We start from the raw sequence: 18,148 nt of genomic DNA on the forward strand, positions 1-18,148 counted from the left end.
GGGTGTTCGGCGGGCGCTGACGGCGGCCGGGCTGTGCAATAACTGGCGCAGTCAGTCCTGCCAGGTGCGGCCTTGCAGCTCCAGCAGGCTCTGCGCCTGTTCCGGGCCGTCGCTGCCGGCCGGGTAGGGGCGCGGGCTCTGGTAGTACTCCAGCCAGCCTTCGAGGATCGGGTCGACCCAGGCCCAGGCCGCCTCGACTTCGTCCCGGCGCATGAACAGGGTCGAATCGCCCTCGATCACGTCCAGCAGCAGGCGCTCGTAGGCGTCCCAGCGGCGTTTCTGCGGGAATACCCGGGCCAGGTTGAGGTCCAGTTCCATGGGCGTCAGGCGCATGCCCTTGCCCGGGCTCTTGCCCATCAGCTGCAGGCTGATGCGCTCCTCCGGCTGCAGGCGGATCACCAGGCGGTTGGCCTGGCTGGCTTCGAACAGGCGGTGCGGCACCGGCTTGAACTGGATGACGATCTCCGAGCATTTGCGCGCCATGCGCTTGCCGGTGCGCAGGTAGAACGGCACGCCGGCCCAGCGCCAGTTGTCGACCTCGGCCTGGATGGCGACGAAGGTCTCGGTATCGCTGTCGTTGTCGACCTGTTTCTCGAAGTAGTAGGCCGGCACTTCCTGCCCGCCGATCTTGCCGGCGGCGTACTGGCCGCGCACGGTCTTGTCCTGCACGTCCAGGCCGCTGATCGGCTTGAGCGCCTCGAGGATCTTCACCTTCTCGTTGCGCACCGCCTCGGCGTCGAAGCGCACCGGCGCCTCCATGGCCACCAGGCAGAGCAGCTGCAGCAGGTGGTTCTGCAGCATGTCGCGCATGGCGCCGGCATGGTCGTAGTAGGCGCCGCGGTTCTCCACGCCGAGGGTCTCGTTGACGCTGATCTGCACGTGGTCGATGTGCCCGGCGCGCCAGATCGGTTCGAACAGGGCGTTGGCGAAGCGCAGGGCCATCAGGTTCTGCACCGTCTCCTTGCCCAGGTAGTGGTCGATGCGGAACACCTGGGCCTCGCTGAACGCCGCGCCGATCGCCGCGTTGATCTCGCGGGCCGACTCCAGCGAGTGGCCGATGGGTTTTTCCAGGACGATGCGCGTGTGCTCGCCGGCCAGGCGGGCGATGGCTAGGTTCTCGGCGATCGACTCGAACAGGTCGGGGGCGGTGGCCAGGTAGTAGATGCGTCCGCGCTGGCAGCTGCCGGCGCCGAGGAACTTGCCCAGGCGGCCGAATTCGGCGCTCTGCGAGGCATCCATGGCCAGGTAGTCGAGGCGTTCGGCGAAGCTGGCCCAGGTGGCGTTGTCGAAGTCGCTGCGCGCCACCTGGGCGCGGCAGCGGCGCTCGGCCAGGGCCTGGTAGTCGCCGCGGCTGAGCACGTTGCGCGCCACCGCGAGGATGCGCATGTCGGCGGCCAGGCGGCCGTCGCGGTGCAGGTGGTAGAGGGCGGGCAGCAGCTTGTGCAGGGCCAGGTCGCCAGTACCGCCAAAAACCAGCATGTCGCAGGGGGTGTTCAACAGGATGACTCCGGGTTTGCCTGTGCGGTGCAGTCGCTCATGTAGTATAACTACAAGATCACTACAGCCTGATCATAACCCGAGTCCCGCCCGTGAATCTGTTGCAACACATCGCCCAGTCCCGCCATCTGCTGCGCAAGTCCGAACTCAAGGTTGCCGACTACGTCCTGCAGGACCCTTCGGCGGTGATGCACAGCTCCATGGCCGACCTGGCCCACGAGGTCGGCATCAGCGAGCCGACCATCGTGCGCTTCTGCCGCGCCATCGGCTGCACCGGCTTCCAGGACCTCAAGCTGCGCCTGGCGCAGAGCCTGGCGGCGGGGGCCAGCTTCGGCCAGTTCGCGATCCAGGAAGACGACTCGGTCACCGACTTCAGCCTGAAGATCTTCGACACCACCCTGCACACCCTGATGGAGGTGCGCGAGCGCCTGGATACCCAGGCCCTGCAGAAGGCCATCAACGCCATCGCCCATGCCCAGCGCATCGAGTTCTACGGCTTCGGCGCCTCCGGCGCGGTGGCCGCCGATGCCCAGCACAAGTTCTTCCGCCTGCTGCTGACCGCCGCGGCCTACTCGGACCCGCACATGCAGGCGATGAGCGCGGTGACCCTCAAGCCCACCGACGTGGCCATCTGCATCTCCCAGTCCGGGCGCTCCAAGGACCTGCTGATCACCGCCAACCTGGTGCGCGAGTCCGGCGCCACGCTGATCACCCTGTGCCCCAGCCAGACCCCGCTGGCCGACCTGGCCACGGTCAACCTGGCCATCGACGTGCAGGAAGACACCGAGATCTACACCCCGCTGACCTCGCGCATCGCCCACCTGGTGGTGATCGACGTGCTGGCCATGGGCGTGGCCATGGCCCGCGGGCCGGACCTGGTCAACCACCTGAAAAGCGTCAAGCGCAGCCTGCGCAGCCTGCGTCTGTCACCCAAGTCGGTGCGCGCCGCCGAGGATTGAACGGGGCGCCCAGCGCTAGCCGGCCGGCTCTTGGGCGCTGGCGTCACCCGATCTTCACCACCTTGTCGGCAAACCGTCATGGCTCCCCCGCATGCTGATGCTTCCCGCATCCGCACTGGAGTCGTGCCATGTCCCGCCATCACGCTGACCAGCAACAGTCCGCCAGCCGCTCGCGCCGCCAGCAGGAAGACCTGCGCCGCATGCGCTTTCGCCGGGCCATCGAGGATTATTCGGAACAGCGCCGGCTGAATCAGGAAGTCAGCGACTTCCCCGAGCTGGGCGCCATGGGCGGTCTGATGACGCCGCAACTCGTCCGCCATTTCCACTGAGTGCTGCGCGGCCGGATTCGGGCTGTGCCGAATTCGGCATGGGCGCACGGCAAAGCGATCAAGCCTGGAGGGCTCCCGCAGGCCACTGTAGCCAGTGGATAGCAAGGGAGCCCCACATGATCCGACTGACATTGGCGCAAGCGCGCGAACTGGCGCAGGCCATCCTGCGCAAACACGGCTTCAGCGAAGGCTATGTCGAGGCCATCAGCGCCACGGTGGTGGCCGGCCAGCGTGATGGTTGCGCCTCCCACGGCCTGTACCGCCTGCTGGGTATCGTGGCCACGCTCAAGGCCGGCAAGGTGGTCGCCGATGCCGAGCCGCAGGTCATCGATCAGGCGCCCGCCGTGGTGCGCGTCGAGGCCAATGGCGGCTTCTCGCAACTGGCCTTCCAGGCCGGCCTGCCGGTGCTGTGCGAAAAGGCCCGGGCCAATGGTATCGCCGCCCTGGCGATCAACCGCTGCGTGCATTTCTCGGCCCTGTGGGTCGAGCTGGAAAGCCTGGCTGAGCAGGGGCTGGTGGGCCTGGCCTGCAACCCGACCCAGGCCTATGTGGCGCCGGCCGGGGGCAAGCGTCCGCTGTTCGGCACCAACCCGATCGCCTTTGGCTGGCCGCGTCCCGATGGCCAGCCGTTCATCTTCGATTTCGCCACCAGCGCCATCGCCCGCGGCGATATCGAGCTGCATCGCCGTGCCGGCCAGGCCCTGCCCGAGGGCTGGGGGGTGGATGCCGAGGGACGGCCCTGCACCGATGCCAACGAGGTGCTGGAGCACGGCGCCATGCTGACCTTCGGCGGGCACAAGGGCTCGGCCTTGTCGGCCATGGTCGAGCTGATCGCCGGCCCGCTGATCGGTGACCTGACCAGTGCCGAATCGCTGGCCTACGATGCCGGCAGCAAGGGCCTGCCGTTCCATGGCGAGCTGATCATCGCCTTCGATCCGCAACGCTTCCTCGGCGCCGATGCCGACCAGCACCTGTTGCGGGCCGAAGCGCTGTTCGCGGCGATCCAGGGACAGGGCGCGCGCCTGCCGTCGCAACGCCGCTACGAGGCGCGCGCGCGCAGCCTGGTCGAGGGGGTGGAGATCCCGCGGGCACTGCACAAGGATCTGCTGGAGTTGCTGGCTTGAACGCGGTGCCGACAGATTCCTGAGCCCGGGTCGGGCCCGGGCTGTTGGGCTTCGCTTCGCTCAACGCCAACCTATCCCCTGCCACAGGGCGGGTACGCAGGATAAAAAACCCCGGCGCAAGGCCGGGGTAAGGGGTGCGGAAGCTACCGATCCGTGCCGACACGAATCAGAGCAGCGGCTCCCGCGTGCTCTTGCCGTCCACCAGGCGGGCAATGCCCAGCGGGTTGGCGCTTTTCAGGGCGTCCGGGAGCAGGGCGTCCGGGTAGTTCTGGTAGCACACCGGGCGCAGGAAGCGTTCGATGGCGAGGCTGCCGACCGAGGTGCCGCGGGCATCCGAGGTGGCCGGGTAGGGGCCGCCGTGGACCATGGCGTCGCACACTTCCACCCCGGTGGGGTAGCCGTTGAGCAGCAGCCGTCCGGCCTTCTGTTCGAGCAGCGCCACCAGGGGCGCGGCCTGCTCCAGGTCGGCGGCCTCGGCGATCAGGCTGGCGCTCAGCTGACCGCCCAGGGCGTTCAGGGCGTTCAATAGCTCAGCCTGGTCGGCCACTTCAACCAGCACGGTGGTCGGGCCGAACACCTCTTCCTGGAGCAGCGCGTCGTGCTCCAGCAGCAGCCGCACATCGGCCTGGAACAGCTGTGGCAGGGCCTGGCGCCCTTCCTGCGGCTGGCCGGCCAGGTGGCGCACACCGGGGTGGGCGTGCAGCGCGGCCACGCCCTTGGCGTAGCTGTGCAGGGTGCCGCTGTTGAGCATGGTCTGCGCCGGGCGCCGACCGATTTCGGCGATCAGGTTGGCGCTGAACAGGCTGAAGGCGGGCGAGGCGATGCCGATGACCAGGCCCGGGTTGGTGCAGAACTGGCCGCAGCCCTGCACCACCGAGTCGGCCAGCTCGCGGGCGATCTGCTCGCCGCGCGCGGCCAGGGCCGCCGGCAGCACCAGCACCGGGTTGATTGAGCTCATCTCGGCGAACACCGGGATCGGCTGCGGGCGCGCGGCGGCCATGTCGCACAGGGCGCGACCGCCCTTCAGCGAGCCGGTGAAGCCCACCGCCTGGATCGCCGGGTGCTTGACCAGCCATTCGCCGACCCCGCCGCCGTAGACCATGTTGAACACCCCGGCCGGCATGCCGGTCTGTTCCGCCGCGCGGACGATGGCCTGCGCCACCCGCTCGGCAGTGGCCATGTGCCCGCTGTGGGCCTTGAACACCACCGGGCAGCCGGCGGCCAGCGCCGCGGCGGTGTCGCCGCCGGCCGTGGAAAACGCCAGGGGAAAGTTGCTGGCGCCGAATACGGCTACCGGGCCGACGCCCAGCTGGCACTGGCGGATATCCGGGCGCGGCAGCGGCTGGCGCTCGGGCAGGGCGCGGTCGATGCGCGCTCCATAGAAATCGCCGCGGCGCAGCACCTGGGCGAACAGGCGCATCTGGCCGCTGGTGCGGCCGCGCTCACCCTGGATGCGCGCGGCCGGCAGGGCGGTCTCGCGGCAGACGATGGCGACGAAGTCGTCACCGAGGGCATCGATCTCGGTGGCGATGGCTTCGAGGAATTCGGCACGGCGCACCGCGCTCAGGCTGCGGTAGGCCGGGTAGGCGGCGGCGGCGGCACGGGCGGCGGCGTCCACCTCGGCCTCGGTGGCCTGGTGGAAGCTGTAGGGCAGGGCCTCGCCGGTGGTGGCGTCGAGGCTCTGCAGGGTGACGCTACCGGCGGCGCTACGGCCGCCGGCGATGAAGTTGTGGCCGGTGATGGCGGGCATTGTCAGCTCCTGTTGGGGCCTGTGAGCAGGTACGAAAAGGCCTTAGCTGTTCAGTTGAACGCGGCAAACTGCCGATCAACCTGGCTATGGCATGCCGGATCGGCCGGATGCATGTGAGCACCCGGCCGAAGCACGGCGATCAGGCTTCCTGTTCGGCCGACCAGTTGGCGTGCCACTGGCGGAACAGCTTGTACTGGGTTTCGGCGTAGTTGCGCTGGGCATCGCTGAGCGCATCGGTTGCGTTGAAGTGCAGGCTGTATTCCGGGTCGCCGCCCAGCACCATCAGGTACTTGTAGTAGAGGACCAGGTCACAGCCTTCGTCGAAGGACGACAGCACGTTGAGCGCCTCGGACAGCTCCAGGGCACGGCGGCGGGCGATGGCGTCGCCCTTGGCGGCCTGCTTGCTCAGCTCGACCAGCTGCAGCACTTCGCGCGGCAGGACGTTGCCGATGCCGGTGATGGCGCCGGTCGCACCGCAATTGACGAAGCCATGCATCACCTGGGTATCGACGCCGGCCATGAGAATCACCTGGTCATCCTGCGAGGTGATGTGCTCGGCGGCGTAGCGCATGTCGGCGGCGCCGCCGAATTCCTTGAAGCCGATCAGGTTGGGGTACTGGCGACGCAGCTTGAAGAACAGCTCGGCGCGGGTGGCAAAGCCGTAGTACGGGCTGTTGTAGATCACCGCCGGCAGCTGCGGCGCCGCTTCGAGAATGGCGGCGAAGTGCGCTTCCTGGGCGGCTGGCGAAGCGCCACGGGACAGCACGCGCGGGATGACCATCAGGCCGTGGGCGCCGACCTTGGCGGCGTGGGCGGCGTGGGACACGGCTTCGCGGCTGTTCACCGCACCGGTGCCGACTATGGTCGGAATGCCGGCGGCGACCAGGCGCGCCACCCCTTCCTGGCGTTCGGCCTCGGTGAGCAACGGCCAGTCGCCCATGGAGCCGCAGTAGACCACGGCGCTCATGCCGGCCTGGATCAGCTGCTTGCCCTTGCGCACCAGGGCGTCGAAGTCCGGCTTGCGTTCGGCGGTGCAGGGGGTCATCAGGGCGGGGATGGTGCCGGTGAAGATGGAGCTGTTCATGCTGTTGCCTCCTGGGCAGAGTCAAAGTATTTCGTATACGAAAGAAAAGGGTCGTTTTCAGCCCTTGTTTACACGGGTTGGGCCTGAGCCCGGTTCATAGCGCCGGCGAGGCGGCGGTTGGCAAATCTTGAAAAACAGCGGTTACGGCTTCGGCTCGACCGGCCAGGTATCCGAGAGGCGGTAGCCCTGCGGCCAGGGATCGTCGGGGTCGAGCAGGTGCTGGTGGGTGCCGGTGATCCAGGCCCGGCCGGACAGGCAGGGGACGATGGCCGGGCGCCCGGCAACCTCGGTCAGGCTGTCGATGCGGCAGTGGAACTCTGAACCGATGATCGAGCGACCGACGAAGCGTTCGCCCACCTGCAGCTGGCCGCGCGCCTGCATCACCGCCATGCGTGCCGAACAGCCGGTGCCGCAGGGCGAGCGGTCGATCTTGCCGGGGCGGATCACCACCGCGTTGGCGGCGCTCAGCACGCCGTCGACGCGCTCCAGCGGGGCGGCGATCTGGCAGAAGGAGATGTGGTCCCAGTCGTGGTTGGTGGGGTGGACGAAGCCCAGCTGCTCGTTGGCCGCGCGGGTGATCTTCAGGCCCATGGCGGCCAGGTCGGCGGCCTCGTCGGCGCTCAGGGCGAAGCCCAGGGTGCGCGCATCGGCGATGACGAAACTGTCGCCGCCGTAGGCGGTGTCAACCTTGAGGCTGCCGAGGCCTTCGACCTCGATCATGGCGTCCAGCTGGTCGGCGAAGGACGGCACGTTCTTCACCTCGACCCGCTGCACCTTGCCGCCCGAGCACTCGGCCACGGCCTCGATCAGCCCGCCGGGGGCCTCCAGCACCAGGCGGGTCTGCGGCTCGCTCATCGGCAGGATGCCGCTGTCGAGCAGCACGGTGGACACGCACAGCGAGTTGGAGCCGGACATCGGCGGGGTGTCGGCCGGTTCCATGATGATCCAGGCCATCTGCGCCCGCGGGTCCTTGGCCGGCACCAGCAGGTTGACGTGGCGGAACACGCCGCCACGCGGCTCGTTCAGCACGAAGTTGCGCAGCTCCTGGTCGCGGGCGATCCAGCGCGACTGCTCCCAGACGGTGGCGCCTGGCGGCGGGGCGACGCCGCCGACTATGACGTCGCCGACCTCGCCTTCGGCGTGGCAGCTGACCACATGGATGACCTTGCTCGAACGCATTGCTGTCTCCTGGTTGGCGGGGATGGGCTTGGGGCTGGTTACAGCACCGACTTGAGGAAGTCCGCGGTCTCCGGCTTCTGCGGGTTGCCGATGACCTGCTCGGGCGAGCCGATCTCGTGCACCAGGCCGTTGCGGAAGAACGCCACGCGGTCGGACACGTCGCGGGCGAAGCGGATCTCGTGGGTCACCAGGATCATGGTCATGCCTTCCTCGGCGAGCAGGCGCATGGTGTCCAGCACCTCGCCCACCAGCTGTGGGTCGAGGGCGCTGGTGGCCTCGTCGAACAGCATGTAGTCCGGGCTCATGGCCAGGGCGCGGGCGATCGCCATGCGCTGCTGCTGGCCGCCGGAAAGCTTGCTGGGGAACACCTTGAGCTTCTCCGCCAGGCCGACGTGGGTGAGCTGCTTGACCGCCATGGCCTCGGCCTCTTCCTTGCTCAGGCCGAGCACCTTGCGCGGCGCCAGCATGACGTTCTCCAGCACGGTCAGGTGGGGGAAGGCGTTCCATTGCTGGAACACGATGCCGATCTTCTGCCGCAGCTTGTTCAGGTCGGTGCCCGGCGCGTGCACCTCGATGCCGTCGACGCGGATGCTGCCCTTCTGGATCGGCTCCAGGCCGTTGATGCACATCAGCAGGGTCGACTTGCCGGAGCCGGAGCCGCCGATGATCGACACCACCTCGCCCTTGTTCACCGTCAGGCTGACGCCCTTGATGACTTCGAGCTCGCCGAAGGATTTATAGACGTTGTCGATCTCAATCATTTTCCTGCCACCTTTTTTCCAGCCGGTTGCCGAGGCGGGCCACGACCAGGCTCATGACGTAATAGATGAGGCCGGCGATGCACAGCACCAGCAGCGGCTCCTGAATGCGCGTAACCACGGTCTGCGAGGCACGCAGCAGCTCGATGATGCCGATCCACATGACCAGTGCCGTGTCCTTCATCACCGACAGCACCAGGTTCAGCCAGCCGGGGAAGGCCACGCGGGTGGCCAGCGGCAGCACGATGTAGCGCAGGTCCTGCCAGTAGTTCATGCCCAGCGAGCGGGCGGCGCGGCGCACGTTGGGCGACACCGCGAGGATGCCGCTGCGCACGATCTCGGTGCAGAAGGCCGCGCAGTAGACGCCCAGCACCAGGCAGCCGACGCTGAAGGCGCTGATGTCGAGCCCGGCGATGCTCTTCATCGAGTTGAACAGGACGAACTGGATCAGCAGCGGCACGCTGCGGAACACATCCAGCAGCCAGGCCAGCGGCAGGCTGAGGCGCGGCGCGGAGGCGCGCAGCAGGCCGAAGATGACCCCGGCCAGGGTGCCGATGAGCATGGCGCCGGCGGTCAGCTGCAGGGTCACCCAGGCGCCGTTGAGCATGAACAGCAGGTCGTTGGAGGTGAGGCTGGTAGTAAACATGTCGGCCTTCCTCAGTAGCGGAACAGGCGCCAGGCCATCAGCCGTGCAGCCAGCACGATGGTCTTGGCGATCAGGTAATAGAGCACCGCCGCCATGGCGAAGTACTCGAAGGTGCGGAAGGTCTTCACGTTGTAGTCCTGGGTCACGCCGGTGAGGTCGTTGTTGAGCCCGACTATCACCCCCAGCGAGGTCATCAGCACCGCCCAGACCATCTGGTTGGACAGGGGGTGGAAGACGATGCGCAGCAGCTGCGGCACGATGATCATGCGGTAGGCCTGAAACGCGCTCATGCCCAGCGAGCGCGCGGCACGCATCTGCGTGTCCGGCACCGCCTTGAGGCCGCCGCGGAAGTTCTCCGCCAGGTAGCCGGCGTTGTTGAAGGTGATCCCCGCCAGCAGGGCGACCCAGGAACTGACATGCAGGCCGAAGGTGCCGAGGCCGAAGTAGAGGATGTAGATCTGGAACAGCGACGGCGTGTTGCGCGCGATCGAGACCCAGGTATTGGCGAAGTGGCGCAGCAGCGGGTTGTGCATCTGCCGCATGACCGTCAGCAGCAGGGCGATGAGGACGCCGAAGATCATCGACAGGGCGGCGGTCTCCAGGGTCACCCAGGCGCCGCCGAGCATGTCCGGTAGCGCCTTGAGCGCCGTGTGCCAGTGAAAGGTGTAGTCGAACATCGCGCTGTGGCTCCCTTGACTCAGTGGCGACCGAGCCAGGCCGGAACGTGGAGGGGGTTGGTTCCCGTGCAGGCGGCGTCGACGCACGCGGCAAGGCTGCCGAAGTGCACCTGACGGCCGACCAGGCCGGGGGCGTAGTGGGCGTACTTGCCCGAATTGGTCATCAGGCGCCGGGCCTGGCGCGGCACGACGGGTTCGTCGAGCATGCACCAGCAGGTGTCGGTGACCAGCTGCACGCCGAATGCCTCGAGGCAGGCGACATGCCCGGCGGCTGCCGCCTGATCAAACACGGCGCGACCGCAGGTCACCACCATGGCGGTCTGCGCATGCTTGCGGCGGCCGCGGCAGAGCTCGGCCAGGCGCGCGCATTCGCCGAGGGAGAAATGCGGGTTGCCCAGGGCGACCAGCTCCACCGCGGGCTCGCTGGCGTTGTTCAGCTCGTGCCAGCTGCCCAGCAGGTCGGCCTGGCTGACCCGCAGGTGGCGCAGCGGCGCCTGGCCGCCCAGGGCGCTTTCGGCATCGGGCGCTTCCGGGGTGATGCCGGCGATATGGAACATCGGCGCCGCCGAGGTCGTGGCGAAGGCCGCGCCGAAGGCCTTCAGCTCGTCGCTGCCGGCGCCGCTGCGCTCCAGGCCGCAGATCACCGGGATGGCGCTGCCGCAGAGCAGGCCGACGTGGTAGCCGAGCAGCGGCCAGAAGGCATCGTCGGCGCCGTCCAGGGCCGGCACATCGATGCGCAGGGTGGCCCGGCGGCCGGCGTCGAGGTGGCAGCCGATATGCGGCGCGCGGCCGGTCAGGGCGATGCAGATATCGAGGAAATCCGGGTATTTCAGGGTCCGCGCGCCGAGCACGCTGTTGGCGTAGACCACCGCATTGGACTCGGCCCAGGCGATCTGCTCGCCGCGCTCGGGGGCGCTGTCCAGCAGGTAGGGCGCGCAGGTATAGCTGAGCGCCGCGCCCATGGCCATGTAGGTATCGCCCAGGGCACTGGCCGGTTCGCCGAAGGCGGGGTCGATGCCCAGGGCGCGCCAGCGGCGCTGGTCGACCGAGATGGCATTGAGGGTGGTCGGCACCCGCACGCGGGCGCCCCATTCGAGCAGCTGGCGGGCAAAGCGCAGGCAGGCCTCGCCGGTGTAGATGCAGCCGTCGATGTGCGCCTGGCGGATATCCATCAGCGCGTCGGCGCCCTGCAGTTCGGCCATGCGCAGCAGCAGCTGCATGGCGACCTGGGCGGCCTTGCCGTGTTCGCCGGCCAGCAGGGCCTGGTCGACGGCGCTGAGTGTCACCCTGGTGGCCGGCGCCACGACGCTTGCGCCGTCGGCCTGCCAGGCCGTTGCCGGAGCCTGGTCGAACAGCTGCAGGTGCTCGCCGTCGAGGCGGGCGAAGCCGGCGCGGGGCAGTTCGGCGAAGCGCTCATGACCGATGCACAGCACCGGCAGCGAACGCTGGAAAATGAGCTCGGCGACCAGTACGCCGAGGCTGAGAATTTCGTCGGCCTCGGCCAGCACCAGGGCGGCCGGGGCATGACCATTGAGGATCAGTTCCAGCATGACGCTGCTGCCGGTGCAGGAGCCGCGTCCGCTGGGGATGGCCAGGACGCGCCCGGCCACCGATTGACCGCTCAGCGGGTGGTGACGATCGATCACCTCGCCGCTGAGCGGGTCGATCCCGCCCCAGAAGCTCAGGCCCACATCGGCGCACAGCCAGGGGCCCTGGCCCCTGCCGTGCACCAGGCTGCGGCCGCTGATCTGGACTTCAGACATACAGATGTCTCCAGGCTTGGGCGGGGCGTTATCAGTAGTACACGCCGGGAACGGTCAGGTTGGCCGGGGCGATGTCCTTGCCCACCCACTTCAGCCACAGTTCCTGGTAGCGGCCGCTGCGGACCTGCTGGTTGACGAACAGGTTGAGGTAGTTGATCAGGCCGTACTCGCTGCGCTTGGCGGCCAGGGACACGTAGTCGACGACGTAGGGCGCGTCGCCGGCGATCTTCAGGCCCTTGTACTTGCCCGACTTGAGGGTGGCGGCGGCCACGGTGTTGGTCACCACGGTGGCGTCGATGTGGCCCTGGGCCACGGCCAGGATGGTGTCGTTCTGCGACTGGTAGGCGCGGAAGCTGCCTTCGCCCCAGGCCTTCTGGTCCTTCTCCAGGGCGATGGCCTCATAGGTGCCGCTGGTGTTGCCGAGGTTCTTGCCCTTGAGGTCGGCGTAGCTGTTCACCCCGGCGTCCTCGCGGGTCAGCACGACCATCTGGAAGGCGAAGTAGGGCACGGTCATGCCCACGGTCTTGGCGCGCTCCAGGGTGTCGGAGGTGGAGGCGACGATGACGTCGGCGCGCCCGGAGATCAGGGCCGGGATGCGATCCGGGAAGGGGGTTTCGACCACTTCGGCGGTGACCCCGAGGACTTTGGCCAGGTCATGGCAATAGTCGACGTCGAAGCCGGCGGGTTCGTTGTTTTCATCGCGCAGGCCCATGGGCGGGAAGTCCAGGGTCACGGCGCAGCGCAGCTTGCCGGAGCCGATGATGTCATCGAGCTTGTCGGCGTAGGCGTTGCTCATCAGGGTGGAGCCGAGAAGGGTGCAGACTGCTACGGAAAGAAGCTTGGATTTCATGGATATCTCTCTTCTGTCGTTCGGTTGGGCAGGTGCTGGATCGGATTAAGTTCCGAAGATTTCGTATACGATATTTTATATGCAGAGTGCATGCCAGCTTGCCCGGTGGCCCTGCGGGCGGCCCGGAGCGCTCTGCAATGCAGGCCTGACGTGTTCAGCGTAGCGAAAGGAACGTGAGAGCGAGACCGGACAGTCACGAAATGTGCCGTACGGTTACGCCCAGGTGTTACATAAAGGAGCGGCGTGTCTCGTTATGGCGCAGTGGGCTGCGCGCGGGTGCCGAGCGAGTCGCGATACTGGCTGGGCGACAGGCCGGTGTGGGCCTTGAACTGGCGGCTGAAGGCGCTGTGGTCGGTGTAGCCGCAGCGCAGGGCGATTTCGGTGATCGGCAGATCCTGGCCCAGCAGCTGGGTGGCCGCGCCCAGGCGGGCCTTGTGGATCATCTGCCGCGGGCTGAGCTGGAAGATGCGCTTGCAGTGCCGCTCCAGCTGGGCCACCGACAGGCCGGCAATCGCGGTCAGCTCGCCGAGGCTGATGGGCTGGGCGTAATGCTGGCGGATATGCGCATCGACCGCCGCCACCTTGCGGTAGGCCGGGTGGTTGGAGTGGGCGCTGGGCAGGTCGCAGGACACCCCGGCCATGCCGATGATGCGGCCCTGGGCATCGCGCAGTGCCAGCTTGTGGGTCAGGCACCAGCCGGCCTGGCGGCCGGGGTAGAGGTGCAGCTCCAGCTGGTCTTCGAGCTGGGTGCCGGAGGCCAGGACCTGGTGATCCTGGGCCGTATAGAGGGTGCCGAAACGGTCCGGGAAGACTTCCTCGGCGCGCCGCCCGAGCAGCTCGGCCTTGTGCCGGTAGCCCAGGCGCTGCACCAGGGTCTGGTTGAGCATGACGTAGCGCGCCGCCTCGTCCTTGATGAAGAACACCACCCCGGGCAGGGCGTCGAACAGCGGCGCCACGGCGCCCAGGCTGGCGAGCAGGCTGGGCAGGTCGGCGGGGGCGGGCGGCAGCAGGTCGAGCATGGGCGATGGGCCGGGGCTGGGAGGCGCCCATTCTGCGCAGCGACGGCGGCAACGGACAAGCGCTCTGCCACCTTGGCGCCTGTTAGAAGGCTCGCGCGCTATTCCGGTAGGCTGGGTTGAGTGCAGCGATACCCATCGCGGGCCACTGCGATGGCTATCGTCGCAGGCGACTCAAGCCATCCTACGGGCTCAGTCGTCGCCGAGCTGGAGCAGGGTGTCGATGCGCGCCGGGCTGAAGGGCGGGCGTGGCGCCGCCGGCTGCCAGCCGAACAGCGCCTGGGCGGCGCCGCCGCAGACCCGCCCCTGGCAGGCGCCCATGCCACAGCGGCTGGCCATCTTGGCCTGGCTCCAGCCGTGCTGATCGGCCACGGCCGCTAGCGGTACGTCCTCGCAGCGGCAGATCAGGGTGTCCGGCCGGGCCAGCTTTTTCACCTCGTTGCCGAGGGCAAAGGCGGCGTTCAGTGCGGCGGCGAAGCGCTGCCAGCGCTGGCGCTGCGGCCACAGGCGCTGCGCCGCGGCGTGCTCACCGACCGCCGCATGGCCGGCGATGGCGCCTTCGACCAGGGCCTTTTCGCTGCCGCCGAAGCCGGTGCTCTCGCCGGCGGCGTAGACCCCGGCCAGGCTGCTGGCCTGCCAGGCATCGACGGCGATGGCGCCGTCGTCGATGCGGCAGCCCAGGGCCTGGCCCAGCTGCAGATTGGGAATCAGGCCGAAGCCGCAGGCCAGGCGCTCGCAGGCGACTTCCCGGATCTGCCCGCCGATGCTCAGGCGCACGGCCTCCAGGCGGCCGTCGCCCAGCGCTTCGATGACATGGCTGTTCGCCCGATAGCCGGGGTGGAACAGGCCGAAGGACTGCAGCAGCTTGTGCGGCCAGCGCGGCAGCTGTGCGGCGAAGCCGGCCACGGCGCTCCAGCCGGCCTGTTCGGCGATATGCAGCACCTTGGCGCCGTTGTGCCGGGCGGTGGCGGCGCTGGCCAGCAGCAGCGGGCCGCTGCCGGCGATGACGATGCGCTCGCCCTGCACCGGCAGGCCGCCCTTGATCAGCGCCTGCAGGCCGCCGGCGCCGGTGACGCCGGGCAGGGTCCAGCCGGGGAAGGGCAGCAGCAGCTCGCGGGCGCCGGTGCAGAGAATCAGTTTCTGGTAGTGGATCACCCGGCCCTGCTGCGGGTCTTCGACCAGCAGCGCCTGGGGGCCGGCCAGGGCGACCACGCGGGTGGCCGGCAGCAGCTCGATATTGGCCTGGGCGGCCAGGCGCTGGCGGTACTCGCGGGCCAGCGCCGGCAGCTGCGCCTGCGGGCCGTCGCGCCAGATCTGCCCGCCGGCGGCCGGGTTGTCGTCGAGCACGGCGATGCGCGCGCCGCTGGGGGCGGCGGCCAGGGCGGCGGCCATGCCGGCGGGGCCGGCACCGATGATCAGCAGGTCGACATGCATCAGCGCGTCTCCACCCGCATGCCGTCGCGGCACAGCGTCTGGCAGGCCAGGCGGCGCTGGCCGTCGATGTCCACCCGGCATTCCTGGCAGATGCCCATGCCGCAGAACGGCGCGCGGCGCTGGCCGCTGACCGAGGAGCGGCAGCAGCCGTCGGCGCCGAGCGCCAGGGCGGCGGCCACCGTGGTGCCTTCGGCCACGCGCAGCGGGCGGCCGTCGAGACTGAGTTCAGGCATGCGCGTCTCCGAGAAAGCGCTGGGGCAGATAGGGGGCGACGGGCAGCGGCGCCTGCTCGCCGAACAGCTGGGCGACCAGCAGGTCGGCGCTGCCGGGGGCGGTGGTGACGCCGAGCCCTTCGTGGCCGACGGCCAGCCACAGGCCGGGCTGGTGCGGGTGTTCGCCGAGCAGGGGCAGGCCGTCCGGGCTGGCCGCGCGGAAACCGGTCCAGGCGCGGATGCCGTTGAGTCGGGCCAGGCCGGGTATGTAGTCGACGGCGCGGCGCAGCATCTTGGCCAGCATCCAGGGCTCGACCTCGGGGTCGCTGGTGCCGAACTGGCGCGAGGCGCCGATGAACAGCTGGCCGGTCGGGCGCGGCTGGATATTGGCGGCGGTCGAGGGGCCGCTGGCGTTGTGCGCGCTGGTGACGTAGCCCAGCTCGACCAGGGTATGGCGGATCATGCCGGGGTAGCGGTCGGTGATCAGCAGGTGGCCTTTCTTCGGCTCGATCGGCAGCTCCGGACATAGGTCGGTGGCGTGCATGCCGTTGGCCAGGATGACGGCGTCGGCACCCAGCCACTGGCCGTCGGCCAGGCGCACGCGGTTGCCCGCGACTTCCACCACCTGGGCCGGGCGCAGCCTGATATTGGCCTGTTGCAGCAGCCAGCGGGCGGCGCTGGGGGCATACAGGATGCCGTCGCCGGTGACCTTGAGGCCGCCATGCAGGCCGGCGCGCAGCTCCGGTTCGCAGTCGGCCAGGGCTTGGGCGCCGAGCAGCTCGCAGGCCAGGCCGTGCTCGCGCAGGACGCCGAACTTGGCTTCGGCCACGGCCATTTCCTCGGCATTGGCGGCCAGCCACAGCGTGCCGTTCTGCCGGTAGGCGCAGTCCTCGGGCATCTCGTGGGCCCAGTCGCGCCAGCGCTGCACCGAGTACTGGCTGAGCGCCAGTTCCGCCGGGTTGTCGTCGAGCACGATCAGGTGGCCCATGCCGGCGGCCGTGGCGGCGCGCAGGCCGGCGTCCAGCACCAGCACGCGCAGGCCGCGGCGGGCCAGCTGATGGGCGCAGGCGGCGCCGACTATGCCGGCGCCGATGACGATGATGTCGGCGCTGCGCGCATCGCTCACAGGCGGATGCCCCAGGCGAACGGATCCTCGTCCTCGATCAGCAGCTCGGCTTCGGCGCTGAGGTAGGCGCGGCCGCGAATGGTCGGGATGATCTGCGAGCCGTCGGCCGCCCACTGGAAGCTGGCCTCGAACTGGCTGCCGATCACGCTGGCCTGGCGCCAGACCTGCCCCGGCTGCAGCTTGCCGTCGGCCGCCAGGCAGGCCAGCTTGGCGCTGGTGCCGGTGCCGCAGGGGGAGCGGTCGTAGGCCTTGCCCGGGCACAGCACGTAGCTGCGGCTGTCGGCCTGCGCATCGCTGGCGAACAGCTCGATGTGGTCGATCAGGCCGCCGTCGTCGCCGCGGATGCCCTGGTGCTCCAGGGCCTGCTGCACCGCGCAGCTGTAGGCCATGAGCGCTTCCAGGTTGTCGCCGGCAACCCGCAGGCCGTGCTCGGCGATCAGGAAGAACCAGTTGCCGCCCCAGGCGACATCGCCGCAGACCCGGCCGTAGCCGGGGACTTCCAGGCTCAGGTCCTGGTGCAGGCGGTAGGCGGGGACGTTGCGCACGCTGACCGAGCGGTCCTCGTGCAGGGTCGCCTCGACCGTGCCGACCGGCGTCTCGATCCGGTGCACGCCCGGGCCGATGCGCCCGAGGTGGGCCAGGGACGCCACCAGGCCGATGGTGCCGTGGCCGCACATGCCGAGGTAGCCGCTGTTGTTGAAGAAGATCACTCCGGCACAGGCGCTCGGCTCGACCGGCGCGCACAGCAGGGCGCCGACCAGCACATCGCTGCCGCGCGGTTCCAGCACGCTGGCACTGCGCCACTGGTCGAAGCGCTCGGCCAGCAACTGGCGGCGTTCGGCCATGCTGCCAGGGCCCAGGTCGGGGAAACCGTCGAGTACCAGGCGGGTCGGTTCACCGCCGGTGTGCGAGTCGAGGACACGGATACGTTGCATCAGGCAGGCCCCACGGGCAGGGAAGGTGCCTGCAAGGGTGACCCTGCGCGGCCCCGCCCGGCTTGATGGATTTCGGCCGGCCCTCTGACGAAATCGGCACAGCGGCGGGCGCCCGGTCAGGTGCCCTGCTTGTAGCCGGGCAGCTGGGCGTAGAGGGTCTGGCAGACGCCGTTGATGTGCGCCTCGATCAGCTGCGCGGCGAGGTCGGCATTCCCGGCGCGGCACGCCGCGATGATGTCGCGGTGCTCGTGGTCGGCGCGCTCCTTGCCTTCCGACAGGCTCATCTGCATGCGCAGATAACGCTCCAGCTTGTCGTGGATGGAGCGGATCAGACTGACCAGGAACGGCCGCTGGGCCGGCTCGTACAGGCAGGTGTGCAGTTGCCAGTTCAGTTCGGCCCAGCGGCCCACGTCCAGCTCGCCGAGGAACGCCTGGCAGATGCTTTCCGCCCGGGCGAAGGTGGCCTCGGTCATGTTCGGCACGGCCAGGCGAATGGCCTGCACCTCGAGCAGCACGCGCACCTCGAACATCTGCGCCAGCTCGGGTTCCGAGATGCGCGTGACCACCGCGCCCTTGTTGCGCTGGAACAGCACCAGACCTTCGGCTTCCAGGCGCTTGAGCGCCTCGCGCACGGGGATCTTGCTGACGTTGAACAGCCGTGCGATGTCGTCCTGGCGGATCGGCTCGTCCTCGGCGAAGTGCCCCGAGATGATCGCCTCGCGCAGGTGCTTGGCGATGGTTTCCGAAGCCGATGGCGCGAGCCCAAGATTGGGCGCGCTGAAGGTGGGTAGAGGCACGGGACGATACCT

Annotated in this window: 18 protein-coding genes; 3 read left to right on the plus strand and 15 right to left on the minus strand. The window is 69.0% G+C overall.

The genetic code is table 11. The annotated features are described in order from the left end of the window. Nucleotides 1-51: 51 nt before the first annotated feature. The gene (gene zwf / locus GV001_RS01925) at nucleotides 52-1,479 is read right to left on the minus strand and encodes a glucose-6-phosphate dehydrogenase (protein ID WP_218583050.1); all 1,428 of its coding nucleotides are present in this window, start codon (nucleotides 1,477-1,479) and stop codon (nucleotides 52-54) included. Between the two features lie 110 nt (nucleotides 1,480-1,589). Here zwf and hexR point away from each other — a divergent pair, with 110 nt between their 5' ends. The 3 genes from hexR to GV001_RS01940 all read left to right on the plus strand — a co-directional run bounded on the left by hexR (nucleotide 1,590) and on the right by GV001_RS01940 (nucleotide 3,909). Further along, nucleotides 1,590-2,456, plus strand: a complete 867-nt coding sequence (gene hexR, locus GV001_RS01930) for a transcriptional regulator HexR (RefSeq protein WP_160077585.1) — start codon at nucleotides 1,590-1,592, stop codon at nucleotides 2,454-2,456. 128 nt (nucleotides 2,457-2,584) lie between these two features. After that, nucleotides 2,585-2,785: a PA3496 family putative envelope integrity protein gene (locus GV001_RS01935; RefSeq protein WP_160077587.1), complete on the plus strand. Its 201-nt coding sequence runs from the start codon at nucleotides 2,585-2,587 to the stop codon at nucleotides 2,783-2,785. A gap of 116 nt (nucleotides 2,786-2,901) precedes the next feature. Further along, entirely contained in the window at nucleotides 2,902-3,909 is a 1,008-nt protein-coding gene (locus GV001_RS01940; RefSeq protein ID WP_160077589.1) for an Ldh family oxidoreductase, read from the plus strand. A gap of 166 nt (nucleotides 3,910-4,075) precedes the next feature. Here GV001_RS01940 and GV001_RS01945 read toward each other — a convergent pair whose 3' ends face one another. The 14 genes from GV001_RS01945 to GV001_RS02010 form a co-directional block, all read right to left on the minus strand. Next, nucleotides 4,076-5,659, minus strand: a complete 1,584-nt coding sequence (locus GV001_RS01945) for an aldehyde dehydrogenase (NADP(+)) (protein ID WP_160077591.1) — start codon at nucleotides 5,657-5,659, stop codon at nucleotides 4,076-4,078. Between the two features lie 139 nt (nucleotides 5,660-5,798). Then, entirely contained in the window at nucleotides 5,799-6,743 is a 945-nt protein-coding gene (locus tag GV001_RS01950; protein WP_160077593.1) for a dihydrodipicolinate synthase family protein, read from the minus strand. A 141-nt stretch (nucleotides 6,744-6,884) separates the two neighbouring features. Further along, a complete protein-coding gene (locus tag GV001_RS01955; protein ID WP_160077595.1) occupies nucleotides 6,885-7,922 on the minus strand; it encodes a proline racemase family protein in 1,038 nt (345 codons plus the stop codon). A gap of 38 nt (nucleotides 7,923-7,960) precedes the next feature. After that, entirely contained in the window at nucleotides 7,961-8,683 is a 723-nt protein-coding gene (locus GV001_RS01960; protein ID WP_160077597.1) for an amino acid ABC transporter ATP-binding protein, read from the minus strand. Further along, nucleotides 8,676-9,326 (minus strand): amino acid ABC transporter permease, encoded by a 651-nt coding sequence (locus GV001_RS01965; protein ID WP_160077599.1) that lies wholly within the window; start codon nucleotides 9,324-9,326, stop codon nucleotides 8,676-8,678. The genes GV001_RS01960 and GV001_RS01965 overlap by 8 nt, the downstream gene beginning before the upstream one ends. Nucleotides 9,327-9,337: 11 nt before the next feature. Further along, nucleotides 9,338-10,003, minus strand: coding sequence for an amino acid ABC transporter permease (locus GV001_RS01970; RefSeq protein WP_160077601.1), 666 nt, complete (start codon nucleotides 10,001-10,003; stop codon nucleotides 9,338-9,340). Nucleotides 10,004-10,023: 20 nt separating this feature from the next. Beyond that, nucleotides 10,024-11,766 carry an aconitase X gene (locus tag GV001_RS01975; RefSeq protein ID WP_160077603.1) on the minus strand — a complete coding sequence of 581 codons (1,743 nt, stop codon included), beginning with the start codon at nucleotides 11,764-11,766 and terminating at the stop codon, nucleotides 10,024-10,026. Between the two features lie 31 nt (nucleotides 11,767-11,797). Beyond that, nucleotides 11,798-12,562, minus strand: a complete 765-nt coding sequence (locus tag GV001_RS01980; RefSeq protein WP_372238568.1) for a transporter substrate-binding domain-containing protein — start codon at nucleotides 12,560-12,562, stop codon at nucleotides 11,798-11,800. A 305-nt stretch (nucleotides 12,563-12,867) separates the two neighbouring features. After that, nucleotides 12,868-13,635 (minus strand): AraC family transcriptional regulator, encoded by a 768-nt coding sequence (locus tag GV001_RS01985; protein WP_178091793.1) that lies wholly within the window; start codon nucleotides 13,633-13,635, stop codon nucleotides 12,868-12,870. Nucleotides 13,636-13,824: 189 nt separating this feature from the next. Then, on the minus strand, nucleotides 13,825-15,066 hold the full coding sequence (locus tag GV001_RS01990; RefSeq protein ID WP_160077607.1) for an FAD/NAD(P)-binding oxidoreductase: 1,242 nt from the start codon (nucleotides 15,064-15,066) through the stop codon (nucleotides 13,825-13,827). After that, entirely contained in the window at nucleotides 15,066-15,299 is a 234-nt protein-coding gene (locus GV001_RS01995; RefSeq protein WP_160077609.1) for a 2Fe-2S iron-sulfur cluster-binding protein, read from the minus strand. The genes GV001_RS01990 and GV001_RS01995 overlap by 1 nt, the downstream gene beginning before the upstream one ends. Beyond that, nucleotides 15,292-16,404, minus strand: coding sequence for an FAD-binding oxidoreductase (locus GV001_RS02000; RefSeq protein ID WP_160077611.1), 1,113 nt, complete (start codon nucleotides 16,402-16,404; stop codon nucleotides 15,292-15,294). Before GV001_RS02000 ends, GV001_RS01995 begins: the two co-directional genes overlap by 8 nt. Further along, a complete protein-coding gene (locus GV001_RS02005; RefSeq protein WP_160077613.1) occupies nucleotides 16,401-17,339 on the minus strand; it encodes a 4-hydroxyproline epimerase in 939 nt (312 codons plus the stop codon). Before GV001_RS02005 ends, GV001_RS02000 begins: the two co-directional genes overlap by 4 nt. Nucleotides 17,340-17,455: 116 nt before the next feature. Further along, nucleotides 17,456-18,136 carry a GntR family transcriptional regulator gene (locus tag GV001_RS02010; protein ID WP_160077615.1) on the minus strand — a complete coding sequence of 227 codons (681 nt, stop codon included), beginning with the start codon at nucleotides 18,134-18,136 and terminating at the stop codon, nucleotides 17,456-17,458. Nucleotides 18,137-18,148 lie beyond the last annotated feature (12 nt).

Origin of the sequence: Pseudomonas sp. 8AS, from assembly GCF_902506505.1 — a bacterium.
Lineage (GTDB): Bacteria > Pseudomonadota > Gammaproteobacteria > Pseudomonadales > Pseudomonadaceae > Aquipseudomonas.

Bases quoted from the DNA above. Each gene is read 5' to 3' on its own strand.
- zwf (WP_218583050.1), bottom strand. From the start codon at position 1,479: ATGCTGGTTTTTGGCGGTACTGGCGACCTGGCCCTGCACAAGCTGCTG.
- GV001_RS01935 (WP_160077587.1), top strand. From the start codon at position 2,585: ATGTCCCGCCATCACGCTGACCAGCAACAGTCCGCCAGCCGCTCGCGC.
- GV001_RS01940 (WP_160077589.1), top strand. From the start codon at position 2,902: ATGATCCGACTGACATTGGCGCAAGCGCGCGAACTGGCGCAGGCCATC.
- GV001_RS01945 (WP_160077591.1), bottom strand. From the start codon at position 5,659: ATGCCCGCCATCACCGGCCACAACTTCATCGCCGGCGGCCGTAGCGCC.
- GV001_RS01950 (WP_160077593.1), bottom strand. From the start codon at position 6,743: ATGAACAGCTCCATCTTCACCGGCACCATCCCCGCCCTGATGACCCCC.
- GV001_RS01955 (WP_160077595.1), bottom strand. From the start codon at position 7,922: ATGCGTTCGAGCAAGGTCATCCATGTGGTCAGCTGCCACGCCGAAGGC.
- GV001_RS01960 (WP_160077597.1), bottom strand. From the start codon at position 8,683: ATGATTGAGATCGACAACGTCTATAAATCCTTCGGCGAGCTCGAAGTC.
- GV001_RS01965 (WP_160077599.1), bottom strand. From the start codon at position 9,326: ATGTTTACTACCAGCCTCACCTCCAACGACCTGCTGTTCATGCTCAAC.
- GV001_RS01970 (WP_160077601.1), bottom strand. From the start codon at position 10,003: ATGTTCGACTACACCTTTCACTGGCACACGGCGCTCAAGGCGCTACCG.
- GV001_RS01975 (WP_160077603.1), bottom strand. From the start codon at position 11,766: ATGTCTGAAGTCCAGATCAGCGGCCGCAGCCTGGTGCACGGCAGGGGC.
- GV001_RS01980 (WP_372238568.1), bottom strand. From the start codon at position 12,562: ATGAGCAACGCCTACGCCGACAAGCTCGATGACATCATCGGCTCCGGC.
- GV001_RS01985 (WP_178091793.1), bottom strand. From the start codon at position 13,635: ATGCTCGACCTGCTGCCGCCCGCCCCCGCCGACCTGCCCAGCCTGCTC.
- GV001_RS01990 (WP_160077607.1), bottom strand. From the start codon at position 15,066: ATGCATGTCGACCTGCTGATCATCGGTGCCGGCCCCGCCGGCATGGCC.
- GV001_RS01995 (WP_160077609.1), bottom strand. From the start codon at position 15,299: ATGCCTGAACTCAGTCTCGACGGCCGCCCGCTGCGCGTGGCCGAAGGC.
- GV001_RS02005 (WP_160077613.1), bottom strand. From the start codon at position 17,339: ATGCAACGTATCCGTGTCCTCGACTCGCACACCGGCGGTGAACCGACC.